Here is a 25,327-nt window from a genome sequence, read left to right on the forward strand (position 1 = left end):
GTCCGGCGAGCTCAGCCCTGCGCGATGTAGGCCGCCAGTTGCTGCTGCGTCGCCTCCAGTTCCTCCATCCGGCTCTTCACCACGTCGCCGATGCTGACGATCCCGACCAGGCGCCCGCCCTCCATGACGGGCACGTGCCGCACCCGGCGCTGGGTCATCAGCACGCTCAAGTCGTCCACCGAATCACGCGGGGTGCACGTCGCCACCACCGTCGTCATGATCTCCGACACCGGGTGTTCCAGCAGGGCAGGCCCGTGCTCGTTGAGCTTCCGCACCACATCGCGTTCCGACACGATGCCCGCGATGCCGTCCTCCCCGGCCACGACCATCGCGCCCACGTTGTGCTCGGCCAGCCCGGCGAGCAGATCGGTGATGGACGACTCGGGCCGCACCGTGGCCACCCAGTTCCCCTTGCTCCGCAGTAAGTCGGCGATCCGCATCGACAGCCTCCAAGCTGCTCGTGACCCGGCTCACATCAGGTTAGAGCCCGGTCGCTGTCCGCGAAAGCCCGCAACTCCCGCAGCCCCGGCTCGATGCGGTCACGCGGGATCGCGCCGAAGCCGAAAACGAGTCCATCCAGGGCATCCCGCACGCCCGTGAAGTCACCGAGCGTGTAGATCCGCACGCCCGCCTGCCGCGCGGCTCGCACCATCGGACGTACCGGCGTCGCGCTGAATGCACTCACATGGAGTCCGGCCGACGACGGGATCAATCGCAGGTCCGGGAACTCCCGCGCGACCACGCGGCACACCACCTCGCGCCGGGCGGCGTACTCGCGGCGCGTGCGGCGGATGTGCCGCGCGAACTCGCCGCTGTCCATGAACTCCGCCAGCGCCGCCTGCGTGAGGCTCGCCGAATGCCAGTCCGTCAGGTACTTCGCCTTCGCCAGTGCCGGCCGCAAGCCCGGCGGCGCGACGAGGAACCCGAGTCGCAGCCCGGGAAGCAGCACCTTGGAGAACGATCCGATGTAGAGCACCCGGCCGCTGGAATCCAAGCTGCGCAACGGTTCCAGCGGCCGTCCCGTGTAGCGGAACTCGGTGTCGTAGTCGTCCTCCAGTATCGCCGCGTCGTGCCGGCGGGCCCAGTCGATCAGGGCCACCCGCCGCGCCATTGACATCGACACCCCGAGCGGGAACTGGTGCGACGGCGTCACGTACACCAGGCGGCAGTCGCCGGGGATGGCGTCGACGACGATGCCCTCGTCGTCCACCGGCACCCCGACCGGCCGCGCACCCAGTGTGGCGAACAGCTGCCGCGGCGGCGGGTAGCCGGGATCCTCGACCGCGACCCGGGCGCCCGGTTCGACCAGCACCCGGGCGGCGAGATCCACCGCTTGCTGCGATCCGTTCGTTACCAGCACGTCGTCCGCGGTTACCCGGACCGCCCGCGACACGCCGATGTGCCGCGCGATCGCCTCCCGCAGAGCGGGGTGCCCCTGCGGATCGCCGTAGGTGAGCACGTCGTGCCGCGACCGCCGCAGCTGCTGCGTGACCAGGCGGCGCCAGGTGTCGAACGGGAACAGCGAGACGTCCGGCGCGCCGGAGCGGAAGTCGAACGACGGCTGCTCGCGGAACCGGTCCGGCGGGCGGGGCACGTCGTCCCACACCGGGACCGGGGTGAGCGACGCCGGCCCGCTGTCCGGCGGACGGCCGTCCCGCCGGGCGCCCGCGCCGACGAAGGTGCCCGCGCCGACCCGTGACTCCAGGAACCCCTCGGCGACCAGGCGGTCGTACGCGGCGCTGACCGTGTTGCGCGACACCGCGAGCCGTTGTGCCAGCTCACGGGTGGGCGGCAGGGCGTCCCCGTCGCGCAGGCGGCCGTCGAGGATCGCCTCGCGGATCTGGCGGTAGATGGCATCCCGCCGGCCACGGCCGGCCCCCAGCTCGATCTGGATGTCCACCTCGCCAGCCTAATTGGCCCAACTCCGATGGCCCAGCTTTGGACCTTCGGCAGGGCCACTTGTCGGCCTAGGTTGACCACATGGACATCCGTGATCTCGACCGGCGAGTTCTCGCCGACCTGGACAAGATCGTTTCCGGGGTCACCGACCTCGGCCTGCGAACACCGTGCGCGGGCTGGACGCTCGGTGACCTGCTCACCCACCAGGTGAGCGAAAACCACGCCTTCGCGGTGGCGCTGCGCGAGGGTGTCGCGCCGGACTGGGCGACCGGAACACTCGGTGACGACCCGTACCGCGCCTACGCGGAGTCGGTCGACGCCTTCCTCGCCGCTGCCGCCGACGACGCGGTGCTGGACCGCGAGGTGACGGTCCGCGAGTTCGGCACCTTCCCCGCTCCGGTCGCGCTCACCATGCACCTGGTCGACTCGGTCGCGCACGGCTGGGACCTCGCCCGCGCCCTCGACGCGCCCTACGAACCCGACCCGGAGGCCGTGCACGTCGCGCTGCGGTTCGCCGAGCGGATGCGCACCCGGCCGCGCCCCGACGACGACGTCTTCGCGCCCGTCGTCGAGATCGCTCCGGACGCCGGCGAACTGGACCGGTTCCTCGCGCTGACCGGCCGCGACCCCGCCTGGCGTTGAAAATCATCCCCACCTGGCAGGATGGGGACATGGCTGACGAAGACCCGTACCTCTGGCTCGAGGACGTGACCGGCGAGCGGGCGCTCGACTGGGTCCGGCAGCGCAACGCCGAATCGGTCGCCGAGCTCACCGGCGGCACGCGGTTCGAGCAGCTGCGCGACGAGGCCCGCGAGGTGCTCGACGCCGACGACCGGATCCCCTACATCCGCCGGCGCGGCGAGTACTTCTACAACTTCTGGCAGGACGCGGCGCACCCGCGCGGCCTGTGGCGGCGCACCACTCTCGACTCCTACCGCACCGAGCGGCCCGACTGGGAGGTCCTGCTCGACGTCGACGCGCTGGCCGAGGCCGAGGGCGAGAACTGGGTCTGGCAGGGCGCGGCGGTGCTGCGGCCGTCGTACCGGCGCGGCCTGGCCGAGCTGTCCCGCGGTGGCGCGGACGCGGCCGTCGTGCGCGAGTTCGACCTGGAGACGCGTGAGTTCGTCGCGGGCGGGTTCGAGCTGCCCGAGGCCAAGAGCCGCGTCGGCTGGATCGACGAGGACCGCATCTACGTCGGCACCGACTTCGGCCCCGGCTCGATGACCGCGTCCGGGTACCCGCGGATCATGAAGGAGTGGCGCCGCGGGACCCCGCTCGCCGAGGCCGTCACGGTCTTCGAAGGCAAGCCGGACGACGTCGCGGTGTTCGCCTACCACGACCCCACGCCCGGATTCGAACGCGACTTCGTCGGCCGCGCCATCGACTTCTACCGCACGGAGAAGTTCCTGCGCACGCCCGACGGCCTGGTCAAGCTCGACGTGCCGGAGGACGCGCAGACCAGCACCCACAAGGAGTGGCTGCTGATCCGGACCCGCACGGCCTGGACGGTCGCCGGCCGCGACTACGCGCCCGGCACGCTGCTCGCCGCGCGGTTCGACGACTACCTGGCAGGCGAGCGCGACCTCACCGTCCTGTTCGAGCCGGACGGGCGCACCTCGCTGGAGGCCTGGGACTGGACGAAGCACCACTTGCTGCTCACCACCCTCGCCGACGTGCACACGGAGCTGCACGTGCTCACCCCTGGCGAGGACGGCTGGCGCCGCGAGCCGCTGGCCGGGGCGCCGGAGCTGGGCACCGCGGAGATCGTCGACACCGATCCCGACCACAGCGACGAGTACCTGCTCAACACCAGCGGCTTCACCCAGCCCGCGACGCTCTCCTACGGGCACGTCGGCGGCGAGACCGAGATCCTGAAGCAGGCCCCGGCCCGTTTCGACGCCTCGGACATCACCGTCGAGCAGCACTTCGCCACCTCCAGGGACGGCACGCGGATCCCGTACTTCGTGGTGCGGCCGCGAAACGGGGACGGCCCGACGATGCTCACCGGCTACGGCGGGTTCGAGGTGTCCCGCCTGCCCGCGTACAGCGGCGTGACCGGCCGCGGCTGGCTCGCGCGCGGCGGCACGTACGTGCTCGCGAACATCCGCGGCGGCGGCGAGTACGGGCCGGGCTGGCACACCGGCGCGATCAAGGAGAACCGCTACCTGGTCTACGAGGACTTCGCCGCGGTCGCCGCAGACCTCGTCGAGCGCGGCATCACGACGCCGGAGCGGCTGGGCATCCACGGCGGCAGCAACGGCGGCCTGCTGATGGGCGTCATGCTCACCCGCTACCCCGAGCTGTTCGGCGCGATCGTGAGCCAGGTTCCGTTGCTGGACATGAAGCGCTACCACCTGCTGCTGGCGGGCGCGTCGTGGGTGGCCGAGTACGGCGACCCGGACGATCCGGCGGAATGGGAGTACATCTCGAAGTACTCGCCCTACCAGAACGTCCACAAGGGACGGAAGTACCCGCCCACGCTGTTCATGACGTCCACCCGCGACGACCGGGTGCACCCGGCGCACGCGCGCAAGATGATGGCGCGCATGCTCGAACAGGGGCACGACGTGCGGTACTACGAGAACATCGAGGGCGGGCACGGCGCCGCGGCGGACAACGAGCAGCTGGCCTACAAGTGGGCCCTGCTGTTCGAGTTCCTCTGGCAGAAGCTCAGCAGCTGACCGCTCGCCGCCACCGCGGCGGCGAGCACGAACGCCCAGCCGAACGCGCCGGTGGCCACCACCGCGCCCATCGCCGCGACGCCGACGGTCGCCCCGACCTGGCGGACGGCGTTGAGCAGGCCACCGGCGGTTCCGGCGTAGCCGTCGGGCGCCGCGGTCACCACGCCGGTGACGAGCGCGGGCAGGGCGAGGGAGACACCGAAGCCGAGCAGCAGGAGCCCGCACGCCAGCAGCGGGTAGGGCGCGTGGACGGTCGCGGCCAGGACAGCGGCGCCCGCGGTCAGCAGGGTCAGCCCGGCGACGACCGGGAGGCGCGGGCCGCGGGCGGCGACGATCCGGCTGGTCAGCAGCGGGTTGAACGCGGTCGGCAACGTGAGCGGCAGGAACGCCAGCCCGGTCTCGACCGGAGTGAGGTGGCGCTCGTCCTGCAGCAGCAGGGTCACCGCGAACAACGCGCCGGAGAGCACGAAGTTCACCGCCGCGCCGGCGAACAGGTTCACCGCGACGCCCCGGCTGCGCACCAGGACCGGCGGCACGGACGGGGCCGCCGAGCGGCGCTCCCGGTGGACGAACAACGCGAGCACGAGCAGCGCGAGGACTGCCGCGACCGGCTGGGCGTCGACGATCGCCTCGGTCAGCAGGCCGAGGAACACGCATGCGGCGAGCTGGCTCCGGACGTCGAAACCGCGGCCGGCGGGCGCGGTCTCGCGGCCGCGGGTGAGGGCCAGCCCGAGGGCCGCGAGCGGGACGTTGACGAGGAACACCGCCCGCCAGTCCGCGAGGTCGACCAGCAGACCGCCGGCGATCGGCCCGGCGGCGAGCGCGACGCCGGTAATGGCCGCCCACGCGCCGAGCGCCTTCGCCCGCGCCGCCGGGTCCGGGTGCATTCGGCTGATGAGCGCGAGGGAGCTGGGCAGGCACGCCGCACCGGCGACGCCGAGCAGGACGCGCAGCACGACGAGGACGGTCAGGTTCGGTGCGAACGCCGAGACCAGCGAGAGGACGCCGAAGCTCGCGACGCCCCAGCGGAACACGCGCAGCGGGCCGAACCGGTCGGCGAGGGCGCCGCCGCCGAGGAGGAACGCGGCGAACGAGACGGTGTAGCCGTTGACCACCCACTGCTGCCCGGCGACCGAGCCGCCGAGGTCGGCGCGGATGCCGGGCAGCGCGACGGTGAGCACGGTGGTGTCCAACAGGACGAGGAAGTAGGCGAGGGAGACGCCGAGAAGGCTGCCCCGGGTAGCGGTTGTCGTCACGGCGGCGACTCTCCGGTTCCGGGGGTGCTCGCTCAACGGGCGGGACCGGATGGGGCGTGAGGTTTTTCCGGACGCCGGGGGCGGAGCTCATCCGGCAGCGTGTGGGTGCCCGGCTGCGTTCGTCCTGCGGCGTGCGGGTGCCCGGCTGCGCGCTCAGCCGGCGGCGTACGGATGCCCGGATGCCCGTTCATCCGGCGGCGTTCGGATGCCCGGTTACGCGCTCACCCGGCGGCGCGCGGATGCCCGGCCGCGCGCTCACCCCGCGCCGTACGGGCGCCCGACTGCACGCTCACGCGGCGCCATGCGCGCACCCGGCCACGCGCCCACCCGGCGGCGTGGGGTGCCCCAGCCGCCCGTTCAGCCGGCGGCACGCGGGGCGCCCAACCGGGCGCTCACCCGGCGGCGCGCGGATGTCCGGCTGCACGCTCACCCGGCGCCATGCGCGCACCCGGCCTCGCGCCCACCCGCGGCGTGGGGTGCCCCGGCTGCCCGTTGATCCGGCGGCATGCGGGCGTCCAACCGGGGGCGCACCCGGCGGCGCGCGGATGCCCGGCTGCACGCTCACCCTGCGGCATGCGGGTGCCCGGCCGCACGCTCGCCCGACGCCATGCGCGCACCCGGCCACGCGCCCACCCAACGCCGCATGGGCGCCGGGCTACGCCCTCAACCCGGCGGCATGCGGGTGCCCCGGCTCCGCGCCCACCCGACGCCGCACGGGCGCCCAGCTACGCCCTCACCCGGCGCCGCGCGGGCGCCCGACTGCACGCACGCCCGGCGTCGGGCGGGTGCCCCGGCAGCGCGCAGCCTCCTCCGCCGGCTGCGTTCGGTTTTTCCGAACACCTCCTGGCTAGAGTGGATCTCATGGAGTTGCGGCAGTTGCGGGCCTTCGTGGCGGTGGCGTCGGCCGGCTCGGTCACCGGTGCGGCCTCGCTGCTCGAGCTGTCGCCGGCGACGGTCTCGGAGCACGTGCGGTCGCTGGAGAGCTCGCTCGGAGTGGTGCTGTTCGAGCGCAAGCCGACCGGTATGGCGCTCGCCGAGCGTGGGCGCCTGCTGCTGCCCGAGGCGCGGCGGCTGCTCGACCAGGCCGAGTCGATTCGGCGCCTGGTGAGCGACGAGCGCACCCGGTTCACCGTCGGCGCGCTGGAAACCCTCGTCGCCACGCGGCTGCCCGCCGTCGTCGCCCGGCTCGCGGATCGGCGGCCCGACGTCGACCTGGCGGTGCGGTCCCTGATGCGGCAACCGCTGCTGCGCGCGGTGGCGGACGGTTCGCTCGACGCTGGCCTGCTGCTGGACACCGGAACCGCGCTGGGCACACTGGGCTTCGACGGCGGCGATCTGTCCTTTGTGGACATCGAGACGGTGCGGCTGCACCTGGTCGCCCGCCCCGGGTACGACGGCGACGCCCTGCTGGTCACCCCGGACGGGTGCTCGTTCCGGATGGCCGCCGACCGGTTGCTGGGCACGGGCGGCAGGCGGCTGGAGTTCGACAGCGTGTCGACGATCCGGTCGTGGGTGGCGCAGGGCCTCGGCGTCGCGCTGCTGCCGGACTTCGCGGTCGGCGGCGACCTCGCGGACGGCACACTCGTCGCGCAGCCGATGGCTCATCCCGCCGAGCTGGCGTTGCGCGTGGTGTGGCGCACCGACCGCGAGGACGACCTGCGCGAGGTCCTCTACGCCATGGCGGCCTGAGCGGCCAGGAACTCCTCGAACGTGGTGCGCCCCGAGGTGTCCGGCGTCAGGTGGTGGCCGGCCCGGTAGGCGCGGGCGGTGGCCCCGGGGAGCGGGACCGGCACGAGCACGCGGCGGCGGCCCCGGTGGCGCAGGTAGCTCCGGGCCAGGTCGGCGAACTCCCGGACCTCGGGCCCGCCCATGTCCGGCGCCCGGCCGGCGGGGTCATGGAGGGCGAGGTCCGCGAGGCGCGCGGCGACCTCGCCCGCGTCGACCGGCTGGAACCGGAACCGGGCGGGGTACAGGACGGCAGGCAGGCGGCGCTGAACCTCCACGATGCGGCACATCAGGTCGTGGAACTGCGTGGCACGCAGGATCGTCCACGGCAGCCCCGACCCGATGACCGCCTCCTCCGCGGCGAGCTTCGCGCGGTAGTACGGGAGCGGGACCCGGTCGACGCCCACGATCGAGATGAACACGACGTGCGGCGTGCCGTGGCGCTGGGCGATGTCGAGGAGCGTCCTCGTGGTGGCGACGTCCTTGCCACCGAGCGTGGTCGCGCAGTGCACGATCACGTCCGCGCCCGCCACCGCCGCGTCGATGCCCTGCCGGGTGCGGAGGTCGCCGGTGCGCCAGGCGTAGGCCGTGCCGTCCGGCGCCGGACGACGGCTCAGCACCCGGACTTCCCGCTCCGGCGCGAGGAGACGTCGGGCAACGGCCCGGCCGAGAACACCGGTCCCGCCGGTGACGAGGATCGTTTCGCTCATGCTGAAAAGACTCGGCAGGCCGCCGAAACGTGACAGCGGCCGGGCGCGAAAGCACCCGGCCGCTGTGTCACATCGTCAGATCAGCTGCAGCCGGAGGTGGCGCCGCAGCCTTCGCAGGCGTAGCAGGAGCCCGCGGGGCGCATCTTCGTTCCGCAGGTCATGCACAGCGGCGCGTCGGCCGCCTTGCCGAGGTGCAGGTCCATCAGCTCGGCCGTGCTGTGCGCCGCCTGGGGCTGCTCCGCCGGCTCGGCCTTCGCGGGGCTCGAGTCGACCGTGCTGCGCAGCGCCTCCAGGTCGACCTGCTCGGCCGGCTGCGAACCGTAGCCCGTCTCCACCTGCGCGGCGCGCTCGGCCGCGGTGAAGATGCCCAGCTCGGCCCGCTTCTCGTACGGCAGGTAGTCCAGTGCGAGGCGGCGGAACAGGTAGTCCAGCACGCTGGTGGCGATCCGGATGTCCGGGTCGTCCGTCATGCCGGCCGGCTCGAAGCGCAGGTTCGAGAACTTCGAGACGTAGAACTCCAGCGGGATGCCGTACTGCAGGCCCACCGAGATCGACATCGAGAAGGCGTCCATGACACCCGCCAGCGTCGAACCCTGCTTGCCCAGCTTGACGAAGATCTCGCCCAGCCCGTCGTCCGGGTACGAACCGGCGTGCAGGTAGCCTTCCGCGCCGCCGACCGTGAAGGACAGGGTCTGGCTCGGGCGCTTCTTCGGCAGCCGCTTGCGGATCGGCTTGTACTCGACGACCTTCTCCGGCTCGACGTCGGCGGTCTCTGCCTTCTTCTTCGCGCTGGACAGCGGCTGGCCGACCTTGCAGTTGTCGCGGTAGATCGCCAGCGCCTTGAGGCCCAGCTTCCAGCCCTGGAAGTAGATCTCCTCGATCTCCTCGACCGTCGCCGTCTCCGGCATGTTGACCGTCTTGGAGATCGCGCCGGACAGGAACGGCTGCACCGCGGCCATCATGCGCACGTGGCCCATCGGGGCGATGGACCGCTCGCCGATGGCGCAGTCGTACACCTCGTAGTGCTCCGGGCGCAGGCCCGGCGCGTCGACGACGTGACCGTGCTCGGCGATGTACTCGACGATCGCCTCGATCTGCTCGTCCTGGTAGCCCAGGGTCTTGAGCGAGCGCGGGATGGTCTGGTTGACGATCTGCATCGAGCCGCCGCCGACGAGCTTCTTGAACTTCACCAGCGAGAAGTCCGGCTCGATACCGGTGGTGTCGCAGTCCATCATGAAGCCGATGGTGCCGGTCGGCGCGAGCACGCTGGCCTGCGCGTTGCGCCAGCCGTTCTTCGCGCCGATCTCGATGCCCTTCTGCCACTCGCGGGTGGCCAGGTCGCGGATCGCCACGTCGTTGGTGTGCATCGTGCGGATCGCGTCGTTGGCCGCGGCGTGCTTGCGCATGACGCGCTGGTGCGCCTCGGCGTTGCGGCTGTAGCCCTCGTACGCGCCGACCACGCCGGCCATCTCGGCCGAGCGGCGGTAGGACGTGCCGGTCATCAGCGACGTGATGCTCGCGGCGAGCGCGCGGCCGCCGTCGGAGTCGTACGCGTGCCCGGTGGCCATCAGCAGCGCGCCCAGGTTGGCGTAGCCGATGCCCAGCTGGCGGAACTTGCGGGTGGTGTCGCCGATCGCCTCGGTCGGGAAGTCCGCGAAGCAGATCGAAATGTCCATCGCGGTGATGACGAACTCGACCGCCTTGACGAACAGCTCACCGTCGAACGTGCCGTCGTCCTTGAGGAACTTCAGCAGGTTCAGCGAAGCCAGGTTGCAGCTGGAGTTGTCCAGGTGCATGTACTCGCTGCACGGGTTCGACGCGGTGATCCGGCCCGACTCGGGGCAGGTGTGCCAGTCGTTGATCGTGTCGTCGTACTGCAGGCCCGGGTCCGCGCACTCCCACGCCGCCTGCGCCATCGAGCGGAACAGCTTCCGCGCGTTCACGGTGTCGATGACCTCGCCGGTGAGGCGGGCGCGCAGCCCGAACTCGGCATCGGACTCGACGGCGCGCATGAACTCGTCGCTGACGCGCACCGAGTTGTTGGCGTTCTGGTACTGCACCGACGTGATGTCGGCGCCGGAGAGGTCCATGTCGAAGCCCGCGTCGCGCAGGACGCGGATCTTCTCCTCCTCGCGCGCCTTGGTCTGGATGAACTCCTCGATGTCCGGGTGGTCGACGTCGAGGACGACCATCTTCGCCGCGCGCCGGGTGGCGCCACCGGACTTGATGGTGCCGGCGGAGGCGTCGGCGCCGCGCATGAAGGACACCGGGCCGGAGGCGGTGCCGCCCGAGGACAGCAGCTCCTTGGAGGACCGGATGCGGGAGAGGTTGATGCCCGCGCCGGACCCGCCGCGGAAGATCATCCCCTCTTCCTTGTACCAGTCGAGGATCGACTCCATCGTGTCGTCGACCGCGAGGATGAAGCAGGCGGAGACCTGCTGCTTGGAGGAGGTGCCGACGTTGAACCACACCGGGGAGTTGAAGCTGAAGACCTGGTGCAGCAGCATCCAGGTGAGCTCGTGCTCGAAGATCTCGGCGTCGGCGCCCGTCGCGAAGTAGCCGTGCTCGGTGCCCGCCTTCACGTAGGCGTGCACGACGCGGTCGATGAGCTGCTTGAGGCTGCGCTCGCGCTGCGGACTGCCCACCGCACCGCGGAAGTACTTGCTGGTGACGATGTTGGTCGCGTTCATCGACCAGAACTCGGGGAACTCGACGCCCCGCTGCTCGAAGTTGATCGACCCGTCACGCCAGTTGGTCATGACGACGTCGCGCTGCTCCCAGGCGACCTCGTCGTACGGGTGCACGCCCTCGGTCGTGAACACCCGGCTGATCTTCAGCCCCCGCTTGCCCCGCTTCGCCGACTTGCCGCTCGCCGTGCTCGCACCCACGGTCTCGGTCATCGATTCGTCCCTCCCGCCGCGCGCCGGGCTCATGCCCCGGCCGCGCTTTCGTCGCCGTGCTTGTCTGCCATGGCCTTGCGCAGGTCCGCGATCTCCTTCTCGAAGTCCTCGACCGAGGAGAAGGAGCGGTAGACGCTGGCGAACCGGAGGTAGGCGACCTCGTCGAGTTCCCGCAGCGGCCCGAGGATGGCGAGGCCGACCTCGTGACTCGGGATCTCGGCGACTCCGGCCGCGCGGATCGACTCCTCGACCCGCTGGGCGAGCTGCTGCAACGCGTCGTCGTCGACCGGCCTGCCCTGGCAGGCGCGGCGCACTCCCCGGACCACCTTGTCCCTGCTGAACTGCTCGGTGACCCCGGAACGCTTGACGACCGCCAGCACCATCGTCTCGGACGTGGTGAACCGGCGACCGCAGGCCGAGCAGGACCGCCTGCGGCGGATGGCCTGCCCCTCGTCCACTTCCCGCGAGTCGACGACCCGGGAGTCGGCGTGACGGCAGAACGGGCAACGCACTTTCCGAACACCTTCCCCTCTCGTCCCGCGGGTGACATCCATCCCGGCCCGCGCCGCCACGCTACGGCTCGAACCTGGTGATCAACATGTGGATATCCGGTGGGTGAACACCCACCGCCTGTGGACAACTCGTCCTCAGTCTACCCCAACTTGTGGACCAACTACAGCCATGTAACTACTAGATATAGCGGTGGACCTTAGAACGCGCGCAGGCGGGGCGCAAGCGACACGAGCGAGTGATGAGGTATGGCGACGGCCTTCAGGAGCCCGTGATCACGGAGGCGGATTCGACCGGCACGGTGAGCAACAGACCCGGCACGACCGACTCGGCCGGCAGGTGGTTCAGCTCCTCGATGCGCTCGACCACGGCGCCCGTGTCGCTCCCCGGCGCGTACTGCCGCGCCAGATCCCACAGCGTCTCCCCCGGCGCGACCGCGACGGTGGCCGTCCGCTCCGGGACGTCCGGCGCGAACGACCCGGCGAAAACACCCAACCCGGTGACGGCGAGCGCGATGGCGACCCCGACCGCGGCGAGCCACGGCCACCGCGGCGCGATCCGGCGCGGGCAGGCGGCGACCGGACCGGGACGGCGGCCGGCGACCACCCGCGCCCGCGTCGGCGGGCGGCGCACCTCAGGGCGGCGCGGCCGCACCGGCACGCGCCCGCCCGCGCTCTCCTCCGGCGCGCGCCGGACCAGCCACTCCTCAAGCGTCAGCACCGACATGGCGGAACCTCCTCGCAGATCCGCGACCCGCGACGAGCGCGCCGCCGGTCGAACAACCGTTCTATCGAACCTCCGTGCGAATGTGTACCACCCGGGTACGACAAAATCGAGCGCGCCCCGGCGTGTCGTCGAACAGTTGTTTGATGTTTGCTGTCGGGTGCACTACTGTGGGTGACCAGCAGAGGCGGACAGCGCCGGTCGCGCGGGTGCGCGGTCCCGGCCGCTCCAGAGCTGGGAGGCAGCACGGTGTCGGAAGAGACGGGCGAGACGATCCGCAGGCCAGGCGGCCGGTTCGGGGACGTGCATCCCCTCCCCGACCCCGAGGACGTCGAAGAGGGTCTCAGCCCCCGCCAGCAGCAGATCCTCGAAGTCATCAAGGCGTGGATCGACCGCTTCGGCTACCCGCCCAGCGTCCGCGAGATCGGCGAGGCGGTCGGGCTCACCTCCACCTCGTCGGTGTCGCACCAGCTGCGTTCGCTGCAGCGCAAGGGTTACCTGCGCCGCGACGCGAACCGTCCCCGCGCCGTGGGCGTGTTGACCGCGCAGGCCGAGGCCGAGACCACGCCGCTGCCGAAGCCCGCGTACGTGCCCCTGGTCGGCCGCATCGCCGCCGGTGGCCCGGTGCTGGCCGAGCAGTCCATCGAAGAGGTCTTCCCGCTGCCGAAGGACATCGTCGGCGAGGGCGAGGTCTTCCTGCTCAGCGTCACCGGCGACTCGATGGTCGACGCCGCCATCACCGACGGCGACTGGGTGGTCGTGCGCCAGCAGCCGACGGCGAACAACGGCGAGATCGTGGCCGCGATGATCGACGGCGAGGCCACGGTGAAGACGTTCAAGCAGAAGGACGGCCACGTGTGGCTGATGCCGCACAACGAGGCCTACGACCCGATCCCGGGTGACGAGGCGACCATTCTCGGCAAGGTCGTGGCGGTCATCCGCCGTCTCTAGCCGATCGTTCGGTCGTTCGAAACGATCAGCCGGACCGCTTCCGCAGCTTCGTCCAGGCGAACACCACGCCGCCCGCGACGACGACGGCCAGCAGCAGGCCGGGCACCGTGTCCACGCCGCCCTGGCCGGACGACCCGCCGGCCGCCTCCCCGCCGGAACCCGCGGACTGGCCGCCCTCCTCGGCGCTGTCCGCCACCAGGGCCGCCGCCCCGCGCACCGCGCGGATCGGGCCGGCACCCTCGGACGCCGACAACAGCGTGCCGTCCGGGTCGAAGGCGATCGCCTCCCCCTGCTGCTCGTCGGGCAGCGGCACACGCACCGGCTCGCGCTGCAGCGCGGCCGCCACGTCCCGGTCGGGGGCCGGGAACAGGTAGGCGTCGGTATAGGTCCGCAACGCGACGGCCTTGCCGTCCGCGCTCACGGCACCACCGGTGACCAGCACGGAGCCGAACCCCGCGACCGGTCCGCCCGGCGTGTCCGTGGACTTGACGTTGATCGACCCGACCCGCTCCAGCGGCGTCGGGCCCGGGCTGGCCAGCGGCTTCGCCGGCCGGTAGATCCCCGCCTCGCCCAGCGGGTTCTTCGTGACCAGGTACGGCGTTCCCGACGCGTCGAGCAGCAGCGCCTCCGCGTCGTGCGGCCCGTCGGGGTAGGTCAGGCGGTAGAGCGTCACCTTGCCCTGCGGCGTCACGGCCAGCAGGGCGATGGTCTCGCGTTGTTTGCGGTTGTCGCCGGTGTCGGCGAGCCAGAACGTGCCGTCCGCGGCACGCGCGAGGTCCTCGACGTCGTACGGGTCGGTCGAGCCGGAGATGACCCGCTGCACGGCGCAGTCCCGGCCCAGCACGAAGATCTGCACCTTCGTGCCGCCGTCGTTGATCGCGTACCACCGCGAACCGTCGCTCACCAGGCCGGACAGCTCGCCGAGGCGTTTGTCCGTCACCGAGCACACCGGTTCCGGGGCCTGCGCCGCGTGCGCCGGCCCCGCCAGCCCCAGCAAGACGAGGACTGACAGGACCGGCGCCAGCGCAGCTCTGCGGAAACTCCCATGGCTCACTGGAGCCACGGTACCGATCTCAGGCCGGTGATCCGTTCACGGCGTAGGCCTCCAGCGCGGATGCCACGTCCGGGCGAACCCGGGCGCTCAGGCGGGTGCCCTCCGCGAGGTGCTCCTCGGTGAGGACCTCACCCTCGGAGTGCACGCGCGCCACCAGCTCACCGCGGGTGTACGGCACGAGCGCGTCCACGACCACGTCAGGCCGCGGCAGCCGCTCGGCCAGCGCCTCCAGCAGCTCCGGGACGCCCTCGCCGGTCTTGGCCGACACCACGATCGCGCCCGGCAGCAGGTGCCGGAGGCGGACCAGCGACAGCTCGTCGGCCGCGTCCGCCTTGTTGATCACGATCAGCTCCGGCGGCAGCGGGCTCTCGTGGCTCTTGGTGATCTCGGCGAGCACCTGGCGCACCGCGTTGACCTGCTCCTCCGGGGCCGGGTCGGACCCGTCCACGACGTGCAGCAGCAGGTCCGCATCGGCCGTCTCGTCCAGCGTCGAGCGGAACGCGTCGACCAGCTGGTGCGGCAGGTGCCGCACGAACCCGACGGTGTCGGTCAGCGTGAACGTGCGCCCGTCCGGGGTGGCCGCCCGCCGGGTGGTCGGGTCCAGGGTGGCGAACAACGCGTTCTCCACCAGCACACCGGCCCCGGTGATGGCGTTGAGCAGGCTCGACTTGCCCGCGTTGGTGTAGCCGACGATCGCGACGCTGGGCACCTCGTTGGCCACGCGGCGGCCCCGCTTGGTCGCCCGGATGGTGTCCATCGCGGCGATCTCGCGGCGCAGCTTCGCCACGCGCTTGTTGATGCGCCGCCGGTCGGTCTCCAGCTTCGTCTCACCGGGACCACGCAGGCCCACACCGCCGTTCGCGCCACCGGCGCGGCCACCGGCCTGCCGGGACAGCGACTCACCCCAGCCCCGCAGCCGGGGGATGAGGTACTGCAGCTGGGCCAGCTCGACCTGCGCCTTGCCTTCGCGCGAGCGCGCGTGCTGGGCGAAGATGTCGAGGATCAGCGCGGTCCGGTCGATCACCTTGACCTTGAGCCGCTCCTCCAGCTGGCGCAGCTGGCCGGGCGAGAGCTCACCGTCGCAGATGACCGTGTCGGCCCCGGTGGCGACGACGATGTCGAACAGCTCGCGCACCTTGCCCGAGCCGATGTAGGTGGCCGGGTCGGGCTTGGAGCGGCGCTGCACGAGACCTTCGAGCACTTCGGAACCGGCGGTCTCGGCCAGGCGTGCGAGTTCGGCGAGCGAAGCCTCGGACTGCTCCGCGGTGCCCTCGGTCCACACACCGACCAGGACCACGCGCTCGAGGCGGAGTTTCCGGTACTCGACCTCGGTGATGTCCGACAGCTCGGTCGACAGGCCGGCGACGCGGCGCAGGGACGCGCGCTCCGACAGTTCCAGGTCACCCGTCGACGGGTCTGCGGTGATGTCTTCGAGGTCTGTGTAGGTCAGTTCTGTCATCGTCCTTCCATGGTCCCACGATTCGCGGGATTGTCCGAATCCTTTAGCGGCTCGGGTACACCGCCACGTAGATCGCGAACTGCTCGGCGCCCTCCGGCGTGGAGCGGTTATTGAACTCGTCCAGCAGGTCGGCCAGCCGCTGCTCGAACTCTCGCCTGGCCTCGGCGTCCACCCGCACCACCAGCCTTGACTGGTCCAGCTCGCCGCGGTCCAGCTCGGCGATCTCGGCCAGGTAGGCCTCCAGCATGGCCTCGGACAGCGCCTCGTCGCCCTCGCCGGACAGGTCCCAGGACTTGCCGGTGGACAGGTACGGGATCTCCTTCGCGCCGCGGTTGCCGCGGCGGGCGGGTTGCGGAGCCAGGAATCCGGTGTCGACCAGCTTTCGCACGTGGTGCAGAGTGGTGGCCGGGTCGCGGCCTAGGCGCTGCGCGATTTCCTTGTTCGTCAACGCCTCCGCATAGGTCAACCGGATGATGCGCAGGCGTATTCCCGAGGCCAGGGCGGCTGCCTCGGCCTCGCTCGCGGGGCGGCGGTCTCGCACCGGCCCAGCGTAGTCGGACGAAGTGATTGACGGATTCCAATCACTGCGTCACCCTATCGGGGTGCCGCGACGCGACTCCCTCTGGTTCCACCCCGGGTTCCGGCTGCTGTGGGCGGGCGACACGGTCAGCCAGGCCGGCACGTTCGTGGGCATGACCGTGCTGCCGCTGCTGGCCGCGACCGTGCTGTCCGCGACGCCCGGCGAGATGGGCCTGCTCACCGCGGCCGAGAACGCCGCCTTCCTGCTGATCGGGCTGCCCGCTGGGGTGTGGGTGGACCGGATGAAGCGGCGTCCGCTGATGCTGCGCGCCGACTTCGCGCGCGCGGCGCTGCTGCTGACGATCCCGCTGGCGTGGTGGACCGGCTGGCTGACCCTGACCCAGCTGGTCGTGGTCGCGTTGCTGGTCAGCGTCGGGACGGTGTTCTTCGACGTCGCCTACCAGTCCTACCTGCCCTCGCTGGTCGGGCGGGAGCACCTGGTGGAGGGCAACGCAAAGCTGCAGGCCAGCCAGTCGGTCGCGCAGGTGGTCGGGCCGGGGCTCGGCGGCGGGCTGACCCAGCTGTTCGGCGCGGCCAACGCGGTGCTCGCGACCGGGGTGGGCTACGTCGCGTCCGGGCTGTTCCTGCTGCGCATCCGGACACCCGAACCGGAGCCGGAACCGCACGACGGCACGCCCCTGCGCGCGCAGATCGCCGAGGGCCTGCGGTTCGTGTTCGGCAACCCGGCGCTGCGCGCGATCGTGCTGTGCACCGCGAGCGGCAACTTCGCCGGCACGATCGTGATCTCGATGCAGGTCCTGTTCCTCACCAGGGACCTCGGCCTGAGCCCCTCCGGCGTCGGCCTGGTGCTCGCCGTCGCCAGCGCCGGCGGGATCCTGGGCGCGCTCACCGCCGGGTTCTGGACCAGGGTGATCGGGCAGGCCAGGGCGATTTGGCTGGTGCCGATGACCACCTGGCCGCTCCAGCTGCTGCTGCCGCTGTCCCAGCCGGGCTGGTCGGTGGCGCTGGGCGTGCTGGGGATGGTGGCCAGCGGCTACGGCATCGTGGTCTACAACGTCGCGCAGGTCAGCTACCGCCAGGCGATCTGCCCGGACCGGCTGATGGGCCGCATGAACGCGACCGTGCGATTCGTGGTGTGGGGCACCATGCCGCTCGGCGGACTGGCCGGCGGCCTGCTCGGCGAGCTGATCGGCGTCCGGTCCACCGTGTGGGCCGGGTGCGCGCTCATGGCGGTGACGATGCTGCCGGTGCTGTTCTCCCCGTTGCGGCGGATGCGCGACCTGCCGGTCAGCCCGCCCGCTCCCACCACTGCGGATCCAGCTGACCCCGCGCCACGAACTCCGCCGGGCCCGTCAGCGTCGACGCCCCCCGCTCCACGGTGACCTGGACACGGCCGCCGGGGATGTCCACAGCGGACTTCCCGGTGTCGGTGCCTGCCAGGTGCAGCGCGGCCGCGACCGCGGCGACCGTGCCGGTGCCGCACGCGCGGGTCTCGCCCACTCCCCGTTCGTACACCCGCATCTTCAGGCGCTGCTCGCCGAGCGGGTTGACGAACTCCAGGTTGACGCCGTCGGGGAAGAAGTCGCTGTCGTAGCGGGGCGCGCGAGTGAGGTCCAGCTCGTCGATGTCGTCGTCCACAATGGACACCAAGTGCGGGTTGCCCACGTTCACCGCGACACCGGAGAAGTTGTGCCCGTCCACGATGGCGACCGAGGCGCCGGTGATCGCGACCGGCCCCATCTGCGTGGTCACCGAGAGATCCTCGTGCACCACCACCTGCCGGTCGCCCGCCCTGGTGCCGATCACGAACTCGCGCCCGGACACCAGTCCCGCTTCGACGAGGTACCGCGCGAACACCCGCGTGCCGTTGCCGCACATCTCGGCGATCGACCCGTCGGCGTTGCGGTAGTCCATGAACCACTCCCCCGCCGAATCGGCCGCGGCGGGCAGGGCCAGAGCCTCCTTGCGCACCACGCGGAGGACGCCGTCGGCACCGAGCCCGCGCTGCCGGTCGCACAGCGCGGCGACCCGGCTAGCCGTCAGGTCCAGCCGGGCGTCGGGGTCGGGGAGCACCACGAAGTCGTTCTGGGTGCCATGCCCCTTGAGGAACTCGATAACCACACGATCAGACTACTGGGCCACCACGGAGAGCACCCGCTCGGCCACGTCAAGATCGGCTCCGTCGAACCACCGGATCCGCGCGTCCCGGCGGAACCAGGATCGTTGCCTGCGAACGAATCGGCGCGTCGCCTGCTTCGTCGCCTCGGCCGCGGCGGCGAAGTCCCCGCCGCCGTCCAGTTCGGCGAGCACCTGCTGGTAGCCCAGCGCGCGCGACGCCGTCTTGCCCTCCCGGAGCCCGCGCTCCACCAGCGAGCGCACCTCGTCGACCAAGCCCGCCGCGAACATGCGGTCCACGCGCAGCTCCACGCGCCGGTCGAGGTCCTCGGTGTCCCGGTCGATCCCGATCATCACGGTGCCGTACCGCGCGGGGCCGGGACGCGGCATGTTCGCGGAGAACGGCTGTCCGGTGATCTCGATGACCTCGAGCGCGCGGACGATCCGGCGCGTGTTGGTCGGCAGGATCGCGGTGGCCGCGGCGGGATCGAGCGTGGTGAGGCGGCTGTGCAGGGCCGCGGCGCCGACCTCGGCGGCCTCGGCCTCCAGCCGCGCCCGCACGGCCGGGTCGGTGCCCGGGAAGCGGAGGTCGTCGAGGACGGCCTGCACGTAGAGGCCGGATCCGCCGGTCAGCACGGGCACCTTGCCCTCGGCCAGCAGGCGCTCGATGACCGCGCGGGCGTCGCGCTGGTAGGCGGCGACGGAGGCGGTCTCGGTGACGTCGAGGACGTCGAGCAGGTGGTGCGGCACGCCGCGACGCTCCGCTGCGGAGACCTTGGCGGTGCCGATGTCCATGCCGCGGTAGAGCTGCAGGGCGTCGGCGTTGACCACCTCGCCGCCGACCGCGCGGGCGATCGTGATGGCGAGTTCGGACTTGCCGGTGGCGGTGGGGCCGACGACGGCGATCGGGTTCACCCGCGCTCCCACACCGCGACGTGGTAGCCGACGCCGAACGGCGCCGCGGAGTACAGCAGTTCGGCGCGCCAGTCGTCGCCGGCGCCCGCCAGCACCTGCCACGGCGCGCGGCCGCCCGCGCCGAGTTCGGCGGCCAGCCCGGGGTCGAGCGCCCGCAGCGCGGCCGTGTCGGCGGTGGCGAGCGCGCGGGCGACCGCGTCGTCGAAGGCGGGGGCGCGCTCGTCTTCGCTGCCCGGGGACTTGGGACCGTGCCGGTTCGAGCCGTCGCCGAGCACGAGCAGGCCGGTCCGGTCGCCGTGAGCGAGGAGCTTGCCGAGGCGCTCGCACTCGGCCGGATCGCCGTCCACGAGGTGCACCCGCACCGAATCCGCGCCCGCCTGCTCGCGCAGCCAGCCCGCGACGAGGGCGGGCAGCGGGAGTTCGGCCGGGGTCGCGGGCGCCGCGCTCAACGAGACCGGAACGTCGGCTCCGTATCCGCGGAACGACCCGGACGTGGCGGGCTCGATGACCCGTTCGTGGTCACCGGCGCCGACCGCGACCCACTCCCGGGTCACCGCGGCGAGGCGCTCCACCGCCGTGCGGCAGGCCGCGCGCAACGCCTCCAGCTCGGCGTTCGCACCCGGGGACAGCGCGGGCACGAGCAACGGGGGCTGCGGTACCACCACGGCTTGCACGATCACACCCGTCGAGGTTACCGGCAGCCACTCTCGGGCAACCCGCGACCACGGAGAGCAGCGAGATCGACGATCACAGCGATCCCACGCGGCCCGGAAGTAGAATCACCCGCTCCGACCCCCCAACCGAGTACCACGAGCGGCGCTGAACTGCTTGAATGCGGCCAGAGGGAACGAGACCCGCATGACCCGGCCCCGCCCGCCAGCGGGGCGCCCGCCACAAGGCGGGCCGACAGGCGATAAGGAGCCTGCGATGTCCGACGAGAACACCGGCACCCCGGCACCCCACCAGGTGCCCCACGGCCACACGCCCGCCGCCGGTCACGGCGCGCCGGTCCCGCCGGCCGAGCCGCACCCCTCCCGCTGGGGCCGGGTGGACGACGAGGGCAACGTCTACGTCCGGACCGCGGACGGGGAACGCGCCGTCGGCGTGTGGCAGGCCGGCTCGCCGGAGGAGGGGCTGCTGCACTACGCGCGGCGCTTCGACGACCTGCGCACCGAGGTCGAGCTGCTCGGCACCCGGCTGTCGTCCGGCGCGGGCGACCCGAAGCACGCGCTCGCCACCGCGACGCAGCTGCGGGAGAGCCTGCCGACGGCGGCGGTGGTCGGCGACCTCGCGGCGCTGTCGGCGCGGATCGACCAGATCGTCGCGCACGCCGAAACCGCGCTGGCGGTGGCGAAGCAGGAGCGCGAGGAGGCCCGCGCGGCCGCGGTCGGGCGCAAGCAGGCGCTCGCCGAAGAAGCCGAGAAGATCGCCGCGGAGTCGGTGCAGTGGAAGGCCGCGGGCGACCGGCTGCGCGCGATCCTCGACGAGTGGAAGACGATCAAGGGCGTCGACCGCAAGACCGACGACGAGCTCTGGAAGCGCTTCTCCAAGGCGCGGGAGGCGTTCAACCGGCGCCGCGGCTCGCACTTCGCCGAGCTGGACAAGCAGCGCGCGGCGGCCAAGGCCCGCAAGGAGGAGCTGATCGCGGAGGCCGAGGCGCTCGCCGACTCGACCGACTGGGGCCCGACCGCGGGGCGCTACAAGGAGCTCATGACGGAGTGGAAGGCCGCGGGGCGGGCGCCCAAGGAGGCCGACGACGCGTTGTGGCAGCGCTTCCGCGCCGCGCAGGACGCGTTCTTCTCCCGCCGCTCGGCGACGTTCTCCGAGCGGGACGCCGAGTTCGCCGCGAACGCCACGCGCAAGGAGGAGCTGCTCGCCGAGGCCGAGAAGATCGACCCGGGCGCCAACCTCGACGCGGCGAAGGCGCAGCTGCGGCGCATCCAGGAGCAGTGGGACGAGATCGGCAAGGTGCCGCGGGAGCGGATCCGCGAGCTGGACGGCCGGCTGAAGGCGGTCCAGGACCGGATCCGCGAGGTCGAAGACAGCCAGTGGCGCCGCAGCGACCCGGAGGCCCAGGCGCGGGCCGCGCAGTTCCGCGAGCGGGTCGAGCAGTTCGAGGCGCAGGCCGCGAAGGCCCGCGCCGCCGGCGACGAGCGACGCGCCAAGAAGGCCGAGGAGCAGGCGGCCCAGTGGCGCGAGTGGATGCAGGCGGCGGAGCAGGCGGTCGCGGACCGCTGAGGTTTCGGTTCGCTGAGGTTTTCGGTTCGGGTGGCGGCCCCTTCCCCGTGTGGGGAGGGGCCGCCGTCGTTCAGTGGTCCCGGTAGTACTCGCCGATCGCCGTGAACGCGGCCTTCGGCTCCCACGGCAGCTCGTGCCCGTCGCGGTCCTCGAACACCTTCACCACCCCGTAGCTGGCCAGGTCCAGGTCCTCCCGCGGGTCGCCGCCGGGGCGGTGCACGTGGTCGTACAACGCGAAGGTGAACACGAACGCGCTGTCCACGCCCGCGGAGTCGAACGTCTCCAGCAGTTCGCGCACGTACGCGGCCTGCCCCTGCTCGTCGCGCTCGTACTCGCCGTTCAGCCGGACCGGGCCGCGGTCCTCGTCGTACTCCACCGCGTCCAGCGCGCTCGCCCCCAGGTCGCCCGCGCCGCGGTAGGTCGCCGAGCCGAACTCGGTGATCGCGACCGGCTTGCCCTGCCCGACGAGGGCCCGGACCCCGTCGGCGAAGCGGTCGGCGATCTCGGCCGTCCGGTACAGGTCCACCGAGACGAAGTCGAACAGCGCCCAGTCGACGCGCTCCAGTTGCACGGACGCGTAGGTCACCCGGCCACCGAACCGCTCCCGCACGACGGCGACCGCCTTGGCGAGGAAATCCCCCACCCGGGAACCGAGTTCCGGGATCCGGTCGCGGTTGTCCATCAGGAACGCGATCCGCTCCCGGATACCGTCGCCGGGCAGGAAACCCTTGTTCATCAGGCTCAGCTCGGCCCCGGCCACGAACACGACCTCGGCTCCCCGCCGTCTGATCCGCTCGGCGCGCTCGGCGCAGTCCGCGAACAGCTTCAGCGTCTCCTCTTCGGTCAGTTCCAACGGGTACGGCGAGAACCAGACCTCCAGCCCCAGCTCGGCCGCGCACGTGGCGGCCACCTCCAGCCGCTCGGGGTCGCCGCCCATGATCCGCACCGCGGTGCAGTGCAGGTCGTCGCGGATGATCCGCAGCTCGCGCTGGACCTCCTCCGGCTCGAACCGGCTCCGCGAGAACTTCCCGTTCTGCAGGAAGCCGGTGTCGTAGCTGATGCCCTTGGCTCGCATGTCCATCTCCTCAAATAGGGTACTGGCCGTACCTTAACACAGATAAGGTACTGTGCGTACCCATGGAGCCGTCCCGGACCCGCAGGCGGGGAGCCGAGCTGGAGGACGCGATCCTCCAGGCGGCGGCGGACGAACTGACCGAGTCCGGGTTCGCCGCGTTGACCATGGACAAGGTCGCCGCACGCGCGGGCACCAACAAGAACGCCCTGTACCGCCGCTGGCCGAACCGGCTGGCCCTCGGGGTCGCCGCCTACCAGCGGCTCACGCGATCCGTGCCGGTGCCGGACACCGGCAACCTCCGCGACGACGCCCTCGCGCTGCTGCGTGGCGCGAACCGGCACTGGAGCTCGCCGCTCGGCGCGATCCTGCGCGAGCTGATCGCCGCGGCCGGGGGCGCGTCGGAACTCTTGGGACAACTGCAGGACCCGGCGGAGGACGCGGCGGCGCCGTGGCTGACGATCCTGGAACGGGCCGTCGAACGCGGTGAGGTGTCACCGGCCGCGCTGCACTCCCGCGTCGCCACGGTGGCGATCGTGTTGCTGCGCAACGAGTTCCTGGTGCGGGGCGTGCCCACCGCGCCGGACGAGGTGCTGGTCGAGATCGTCGACGAGGTCTACCTGCCGCTGGTGCGGTCGAAGTGAGCCTCCAGCGCCGCGAGGTCGCGCACGGCGTAGCGGCGGTGCTCGCACTCCTCGTTCATCACGACGCGCAGGCACTTCCCCACCGGCTGCGGCTCCTCGGGGTAGCCGGGCGCGGGTGAGCGGTGGCAGGGCCGGGACAGCTCCTCGTCGGTCAGGCCGTCGACGATCCGCCGCACGAGCGTCATCCGGTCCGCGCGGACTGTCAGGACGTCGTCGAGCGAGGGCCGCGCGCCGGTGTCGACGCCGAGCAGCTTCTCCGGCTCCGGGTAGGACGTCTGCGGCAGGGCCAGCGGGTGGTAGGGCATCGGCTCGTCGAGGATCGTGCGGCTCACCCAGGCATCGGTCGCGAACACCAGGTGCCGCAGGGTTTCCACGAACGACCACTCGCCGTCGACGCGTTCGTGCAGCGCTTGCTCCGGCAGCCGGCGCGCGCGGGCGACGGTGTCCGTCCACAGCGATTCGAGGGTGGCCCACCCGGCGCGGAAGTCCGCGGGGCCGTCCATCGCCCGCAGCTGGGTCCGCTCGGGGTGGCGGCGGTTGAGCTCGGCCTCCACGTAGTCCGTCACGTCCACGTCGTTGACCGCGAACCGCGCCAGGTCGCCCGAGATGGACACGTCCCACAGGCGCGAGTCGACGATCTTCAGGCGGGTCAGGTCGCAGGCGCGGAAGGTGGAGCCGGTGAGGTCGGTGTCGGCGATGTCCACCCGGTCATGATGGCGCTGTCCGGTGCCGCAGCGCCACGCCCGCGCCGGTCAGGAATGCCAGCGCCGCCGCGCACCCGAGGATCACCGGGGGTGTCGTGACCTGCGTGAGCAGCGCGAACACGTACGGCGCGCAGAAGCCGACGTAGGTCAGCGCCCACCACACCGAGGCCAGGCGGGCCAGGCCCTCGGGCGGGGCGATGCGGGCGATCTCGGTGAGGCCGAAGGTGACGCACAGCCCGTACCCGCAGCCCAGCGCCGCGTCGGCCAGCAACGCGATGGCGGGTTGCGCGGACAGGGCCGCGGCGAGGCCGAGGAGCATCCCGGTGCCGGTCGCGGCGAGCCCGATCAGCGCGGGCAGCAGGATCGCGCGTGCGGCGAGCCTTCTGCCGACCGGCTGGATCAGCAGCCCGCCCCCCAGCACGACGGCGATCGCGACGCCCGCGAAGACCGTCTCGGCGTCGCCGAGGCGCGACTCCACCAGCGACGGCAGCACGGCGAACCCGGTCGCGGGCGCGGCGAAAACCCACGGCGCCACCGGGACGACCATCCGACGGAAGCGCGGGTCGCGGATGCCGGTCACGCGCTTGCCGGACTGCGCCCGGGGCGCGGTCTCCGGCACCTTGAGGGCCGCGACGAGGGCGACCGCGGACAGCACGAGGTGTGGCAGGTAGGCGACGTCCAGCGGCGCCCACTGCGCGATCAGCGCCGCGACCAGCCCGCCGATCCCGAAGCCGGCGGAGAGGAACAGGCTGGCCCGGCGCGCCCCGGTCCCCTCGACCGCGTCGTCGTGCGGCGGGTGGGACAGCTCCTTGACCCAGGCACTGCCCGCCGCGAGGACCGCCCCCATGGCGAACCCTGAGGCGAAGCGCCCCACGCCCAGCCACGGCACGCCCACTTCGCCGAGCAGCAACGCGCCGGTCGCGAGCACCGAGAGGACGACCGCGCCGAGCACCACGGGCCGCCGACCGTAGCGGTCCGCGCCGGGGCCGCCGAGCAGCAGACCGGGCACGAGGCCGAGGACGTAGATCGCGAAGAGACCGGTCACGGTCGGCGCGGAGAGCCCCATCTCACGCCGGTAGGCCCCGAGCAGCGGCGAGAACTGGTTGGCGCCCCACCCCACGGCGGTGATCAACCAGGCGGCCCGCGGCCAGGCCCGCCAGGTCGCGGGCCGCACGGCACACTCCGTCATACCCCGGTTCTAACCCGAGCCGCTTCGGAGGGAGCGGGGTGT

At 72.2% G+C, this 25,327-nt stretch carries 23 protein-coding genes; 7 read left to right on the top strand and 16 right to left on the bottom strand.

The annotated features are described in order from the left end of the window. Positions 1-11: 11 nt before the first annotated feature. A complete protein-coding gene (locus ABZ215_RS05100) occupies positions 12-440 on the bottom strand; it encodes a CBS domain-containing protein (protein ID WP_020421079.1) in 429 nt (142 codons plus the stop codon). A gap of 35 nt (positions 441-475) precedes the next feature. Continuing rightward, entirely contained in the window at positions 476-1,900 is a 1,425-nt protein-coding gene (locus ABZ215_RS05105) for a PLP-dependent aminotransferase family protein (RefSeq protein ID WP_354947840.1), read from the bottom strand. A gap of 80 nt (positions 1,901-1,980) precedes the next feature. Between ABZ215_RS05105 and ABZ215_RS05110 the strand changes: the two genes are divergently transcribed. Together ABZ215_RS05110 and ABZ215_RS05115 are read left to right on the top strand one after the other, a co-directional pair. After that, the gene (locus tag ABZ215_RS05110; RefSeq protein WP_354947842.1) at positions 1,981-2,541 is read left to right on the top strand and encodes a TIGR03086 family metal-binding protein; all 561 of its coding nucleotides are present in this window, start codon (positions 1,981-1,983) and stop codon (positions 2,539-2,541) included. 29 nt (positions 2,542-2,570) lie between these two features. After that, positions 2,571-4,580, top strand: a complete 2,010-nt coding sequence (locus ABZ215_RS05115) for a prolyl oligopeptidase family serine peptidase (protein ID WP_354947844.1) — start codon at positions 2,571-2,573, stop codon at positions 4,578-4,580. Here the strand turns inward: ABZ215_RS05115 and ABZ215_RS05120 are convergent. Then, a complete protein-coding gene (locus ABZ215_RS05120; RefSeq protein ID WP_354947846.1) occupies positions 4,529-5,836 on the bottom strand; it encodes an MFS transporter in 1,308 nt (435 codons plus the stop codon). The genes ABZ215_RS05115 and ABZ215_RS05120 overlap by 52 nt on opposite strands. A gap of 861 nt (positions 5,837-6,697) precedes the next feature. Between ABZ215_RS05120 and ABZ215_RS05125 the strand changes: the two genes are divergently transcribed. Continuing rightward, positions 6,698-7,525: a LysR family transcriptional regulator gene (locus ABZ215_RS05125; protein ID WP_354947848.1), complete on the top strand. Its 828-nt coding sequence runs from the start codon at positions 6,698-6,700 to the stop codon at positions 7,523-7,525. On the opposite strand, the gene ABZ215_RS05130 is transcribed toward ABZ215_RS05125, so the two are convergent. The 4 genes from ABZ215_RS05130 to ABZ215_RS05145 all read right to left on the bottom strand — a co-directional run bounded on the left by ABZ215_RS05130 (position 7,507) and on the right by ABZ215_RS05145 (position 12,407). After that, positions 7,507-8,271 carry an NAD(P)H-binding protein gene (locus ABZ215_RS05130; RefSeq protein ID WP_354947850.1) on the bottom strand — a complete coding sequence of 255 codons (765 nt, stop codon included), beginning with the start codon at positions 8,269-8,271 and terminating at the stop codon, positions 7,507-7,509. The genes ABZ215_RS05125 and ABZ215_RS05130 overlap by 19 nt on opposite strands. Positions 8,272-8,351: 80 nt before the next feature. Next, on the bottom strand, positions 8,352-11,171 hold the full coding sequence (locus ABZ215_RS05135) for a vitamin B12-dependent ribonucleotide reductase (protein WP_020419587.1): 2,820 nt from the start codon (positions 11,169-11,171) through the stop codon (positions 8,352-8,354). A gap of 29 nt (positions 11,172-11,200) precedes the next feature. Then, positions 11,201-11,683 carry a transcriptional regulator NrdR gene (gene nrdR, locus ABZ215_RS05140; RefSeq protein WP_027936105.1) on the bottom strand — a complete coding sequence of 161 codons (483 nt, stop codon included), beginning with the start codon at positions 11,681-11,683 and terminating at the stop codon, positions 11,201-11,203. Between the two features lie 259 nt (positions 11,684-11,942). Further along, on the bottom strand, positions 11,943-12,407 hold the full coding sequence (locus tag ABZ215_RS05145; protein WP_354947852.1) for a LysM peptidoglycan-binding domain-containing protein: 465 nt from the start codon (positions 12,405-12,407) through the stop codon (positions 11,943-11,945). 246 nt (positions 12,408-12,653) lie between these two features. On the opposite strand from ABZ215_RS05145, the gene lexA reads away from it, so the two are divergent. After that, entirely contained in the window at positions 12,654-13,355 is a 702-nt protein-coding gene (gene lexA / locus ABZ215_RS05150; protein WP_017983913.1) for a transcriptional repressor LexA, read from the top strand. A 25-nt stretch (positions 13,356-13,380) separates the two neighbouring features. Here lexA and ABZ215_RS05155 read toward each other — a convergent pair whose 3' ends face one another. From ABZ215_RS05155 to ABZ215_RS05165, 3 genes are all read right to left on the bottom strand, one after another. Further along, positions 13,381-14,352, bottom strand: a complete 972-nt coding sequence (locus ABZ215_RS05155; protein WP_354947938.1) for a hypothetical protein — start codon at positions 14,350-14,352, stop codon at positions 13,381-13,383. A gap of 76 nt (positions 14,353-14,428) precedes the next feature. Next, positions 14,429-15,868: a GTPase HflX gene (gene hflX / locus ABZ215_RS05160; RefSeq protein WP_020419591.1), complete on the bottom strand. Its 1,440-nt coding sequence runs from the start codon at positions 15,866-15,868 to the stop codon at positions 14,429-14,431. A gap of 43 nt (positions 15,869-15,911) precedes the next feature. Beyond that, complete coding sequence (locus ABZ215_RS05165) at positions 15,912-16,367, bottom strand: winged helix-turn-helix domain-containing protein (RefSeq protein WP_354947940.1); 456 nt, start codon at positions 16,365-16,367, stop codon at positions 15,912-15,914. 103 nt (positions 16,368-16,470) lie between these two features. On the opposite strand from ABZ215_RS05165, the gene ABZ215_RS05170 reads away from it, so the two are divergent. Next, positions 16,471-17,790, top strand: a complete 1,320-nt coding sequence (locus ABZ215_RS05170) for an MFS transporter (protein ID WP_354947854.1) — start codon at positions 16,471-16,473, stop codon at positions 17,788-17,790. On the opposite strand, the gene dapF is transcribed toward ABZ215_RS05170, so the two are convergent. Genes dapF through ABZ215_RS05185 form a run of 3 tightly spaced genes read right to left on the bottom strand, consistent with a single transcriptional unit; the run spans position 17,696 to position 20,118 of the window. Further along, positions 17,696-18,529, bottom strand: coding sequence for a diaminopimelate epimerase (gene dapF, locus ABZ215_RS05175; protein ID WP_354947856.1), 834 nt, complete (start codon positions 18,527-18,529; stop codon positions 17,696-17,698). The genes ABZ215_RS05170 and dapF overlap by 95 nt on opposite strands. A 9-nt stretch (positions 18,530-18,538) precedes the next feature. Further along, complete coding sequence (gene miaA, locus ABZ215_RS05180; protein WP_020419595.1) at positions 18,539-19,438, bottom strand: tRNA (adenosine(37)-N6)-dimethylallyltransferase MiaA; 900 nt, start codon at positions 19,436-19,438, stop codon at positions 18,539-18,541. After that, the gene (locus ABZ215_RS05185; RefSeq protein ID WP_020419596.1) at positions 19,435-20,118 is read right to left on the bottom strand and encodes a class III extradiol dioxygenase subunit B-like domain-containing protein; all 684 of its coding nucleotides are present in this window, start codon (positions 20,116-20,118) and stop codon (positions 19,435-19,437) included. The genes miaA and ABZ215_RS05185 overlap by 4 nt, the downstream gene beginning before the upstream one ends. A 247-nt stretch (positions 20,119-20,365) precedes the next feature. On the opposite strand from ABZ215_RS05185, the gene ABZ215_RS05190 reads away from it, so the two are divergent. Then, on the top strand, positions 20,366-21,676 hold the full coding sequence (locus ABZ215_RS05190; protein ID WP_354947858.1) for a DUF349 domain-containing protein: 1,311 nt from the start codon (positions 20,366-20,368) through the stop codon (positions 21,674-21,676). A 70-nt stretch (positions 21,677-21,746) separates the two neighbouring features. On the opposite strand, the gene ABZ215_RS05195 is transcribed toward ABZ215_RS05190, so the two are convergent. After that, complete coding sequence (locus ABZ215_RS05195) at positions 21,747-22,751, bottom strand: hypothetical protein (RefSeq protein ID WP_237337237.1); 1,005 nt, start codon at positions 22,749-22,751, stop codon at positions 21,747-21,749. A gap of 62 nt (positions 22,752-22,813) precedes the next feature. Between ABZ215_RS05195 and ABZ215_RS05200 the strand changes: the two genes are divergently transcribed. Then, positions 22,814-23,392, top strand: coding sequence for a TetR/AcrR family transcriptional regulator (locus ABZ215_RS05200; RefSeq protein WP_354947860.1), 579 nt, complete (start codon positions 22,814-22,816; stop codon positions 23,390-23,392). On the opposite strand, the gene ABZ215_RS05205 is transcribed toward ABZ215_RS05200, so the two are convergent. Both ABZ215_RS05205 and ABZ215_RS05210 read right to left on the bottom strand, forming a co-directional pair. Further along, positions 23,365-24,096 carry a DinB family protein gene (locus ABZ215_RS05205; RefSeq protein ID WP_354947862.1) on the bottom strand — a complete coding sequence of 244 codons (732 nt, stop codon included), beginning with the start codon at positions 24,094-24,096 and terminating at the stop codon, positions 23,365-23,367. The genes ABZ215_RS05200 and ABZ215_RS05205 overlap by 28 nt on opposite strands. A 4-nt stretch (positions 24,097-24,100) precedes the next feature. Further along, a complete protein-coding gene (locus tag ABZ215_RS05210) occupies positions 24,101-25,285 on the bottom strand; it encodes an MFS transporter (RefSeq protein ID WP_354947864.1) in 1,185 nt (394 codons plus the stop codon). Positions 25,286-25,327 lie beyond the last annotated feature (42 nt).

Origin of the sequence: Amycolatopsis sp. NPDC006131, assembly GCF_040614175.1 — a bacterium.
Lineage (GTDB): Bacteria > Actinomycetota > Actinomycetes > Mycobacteriales > Pseudonocardiaceae > Amycolatopsis_E > Amycolatopsis_E tucumanensis.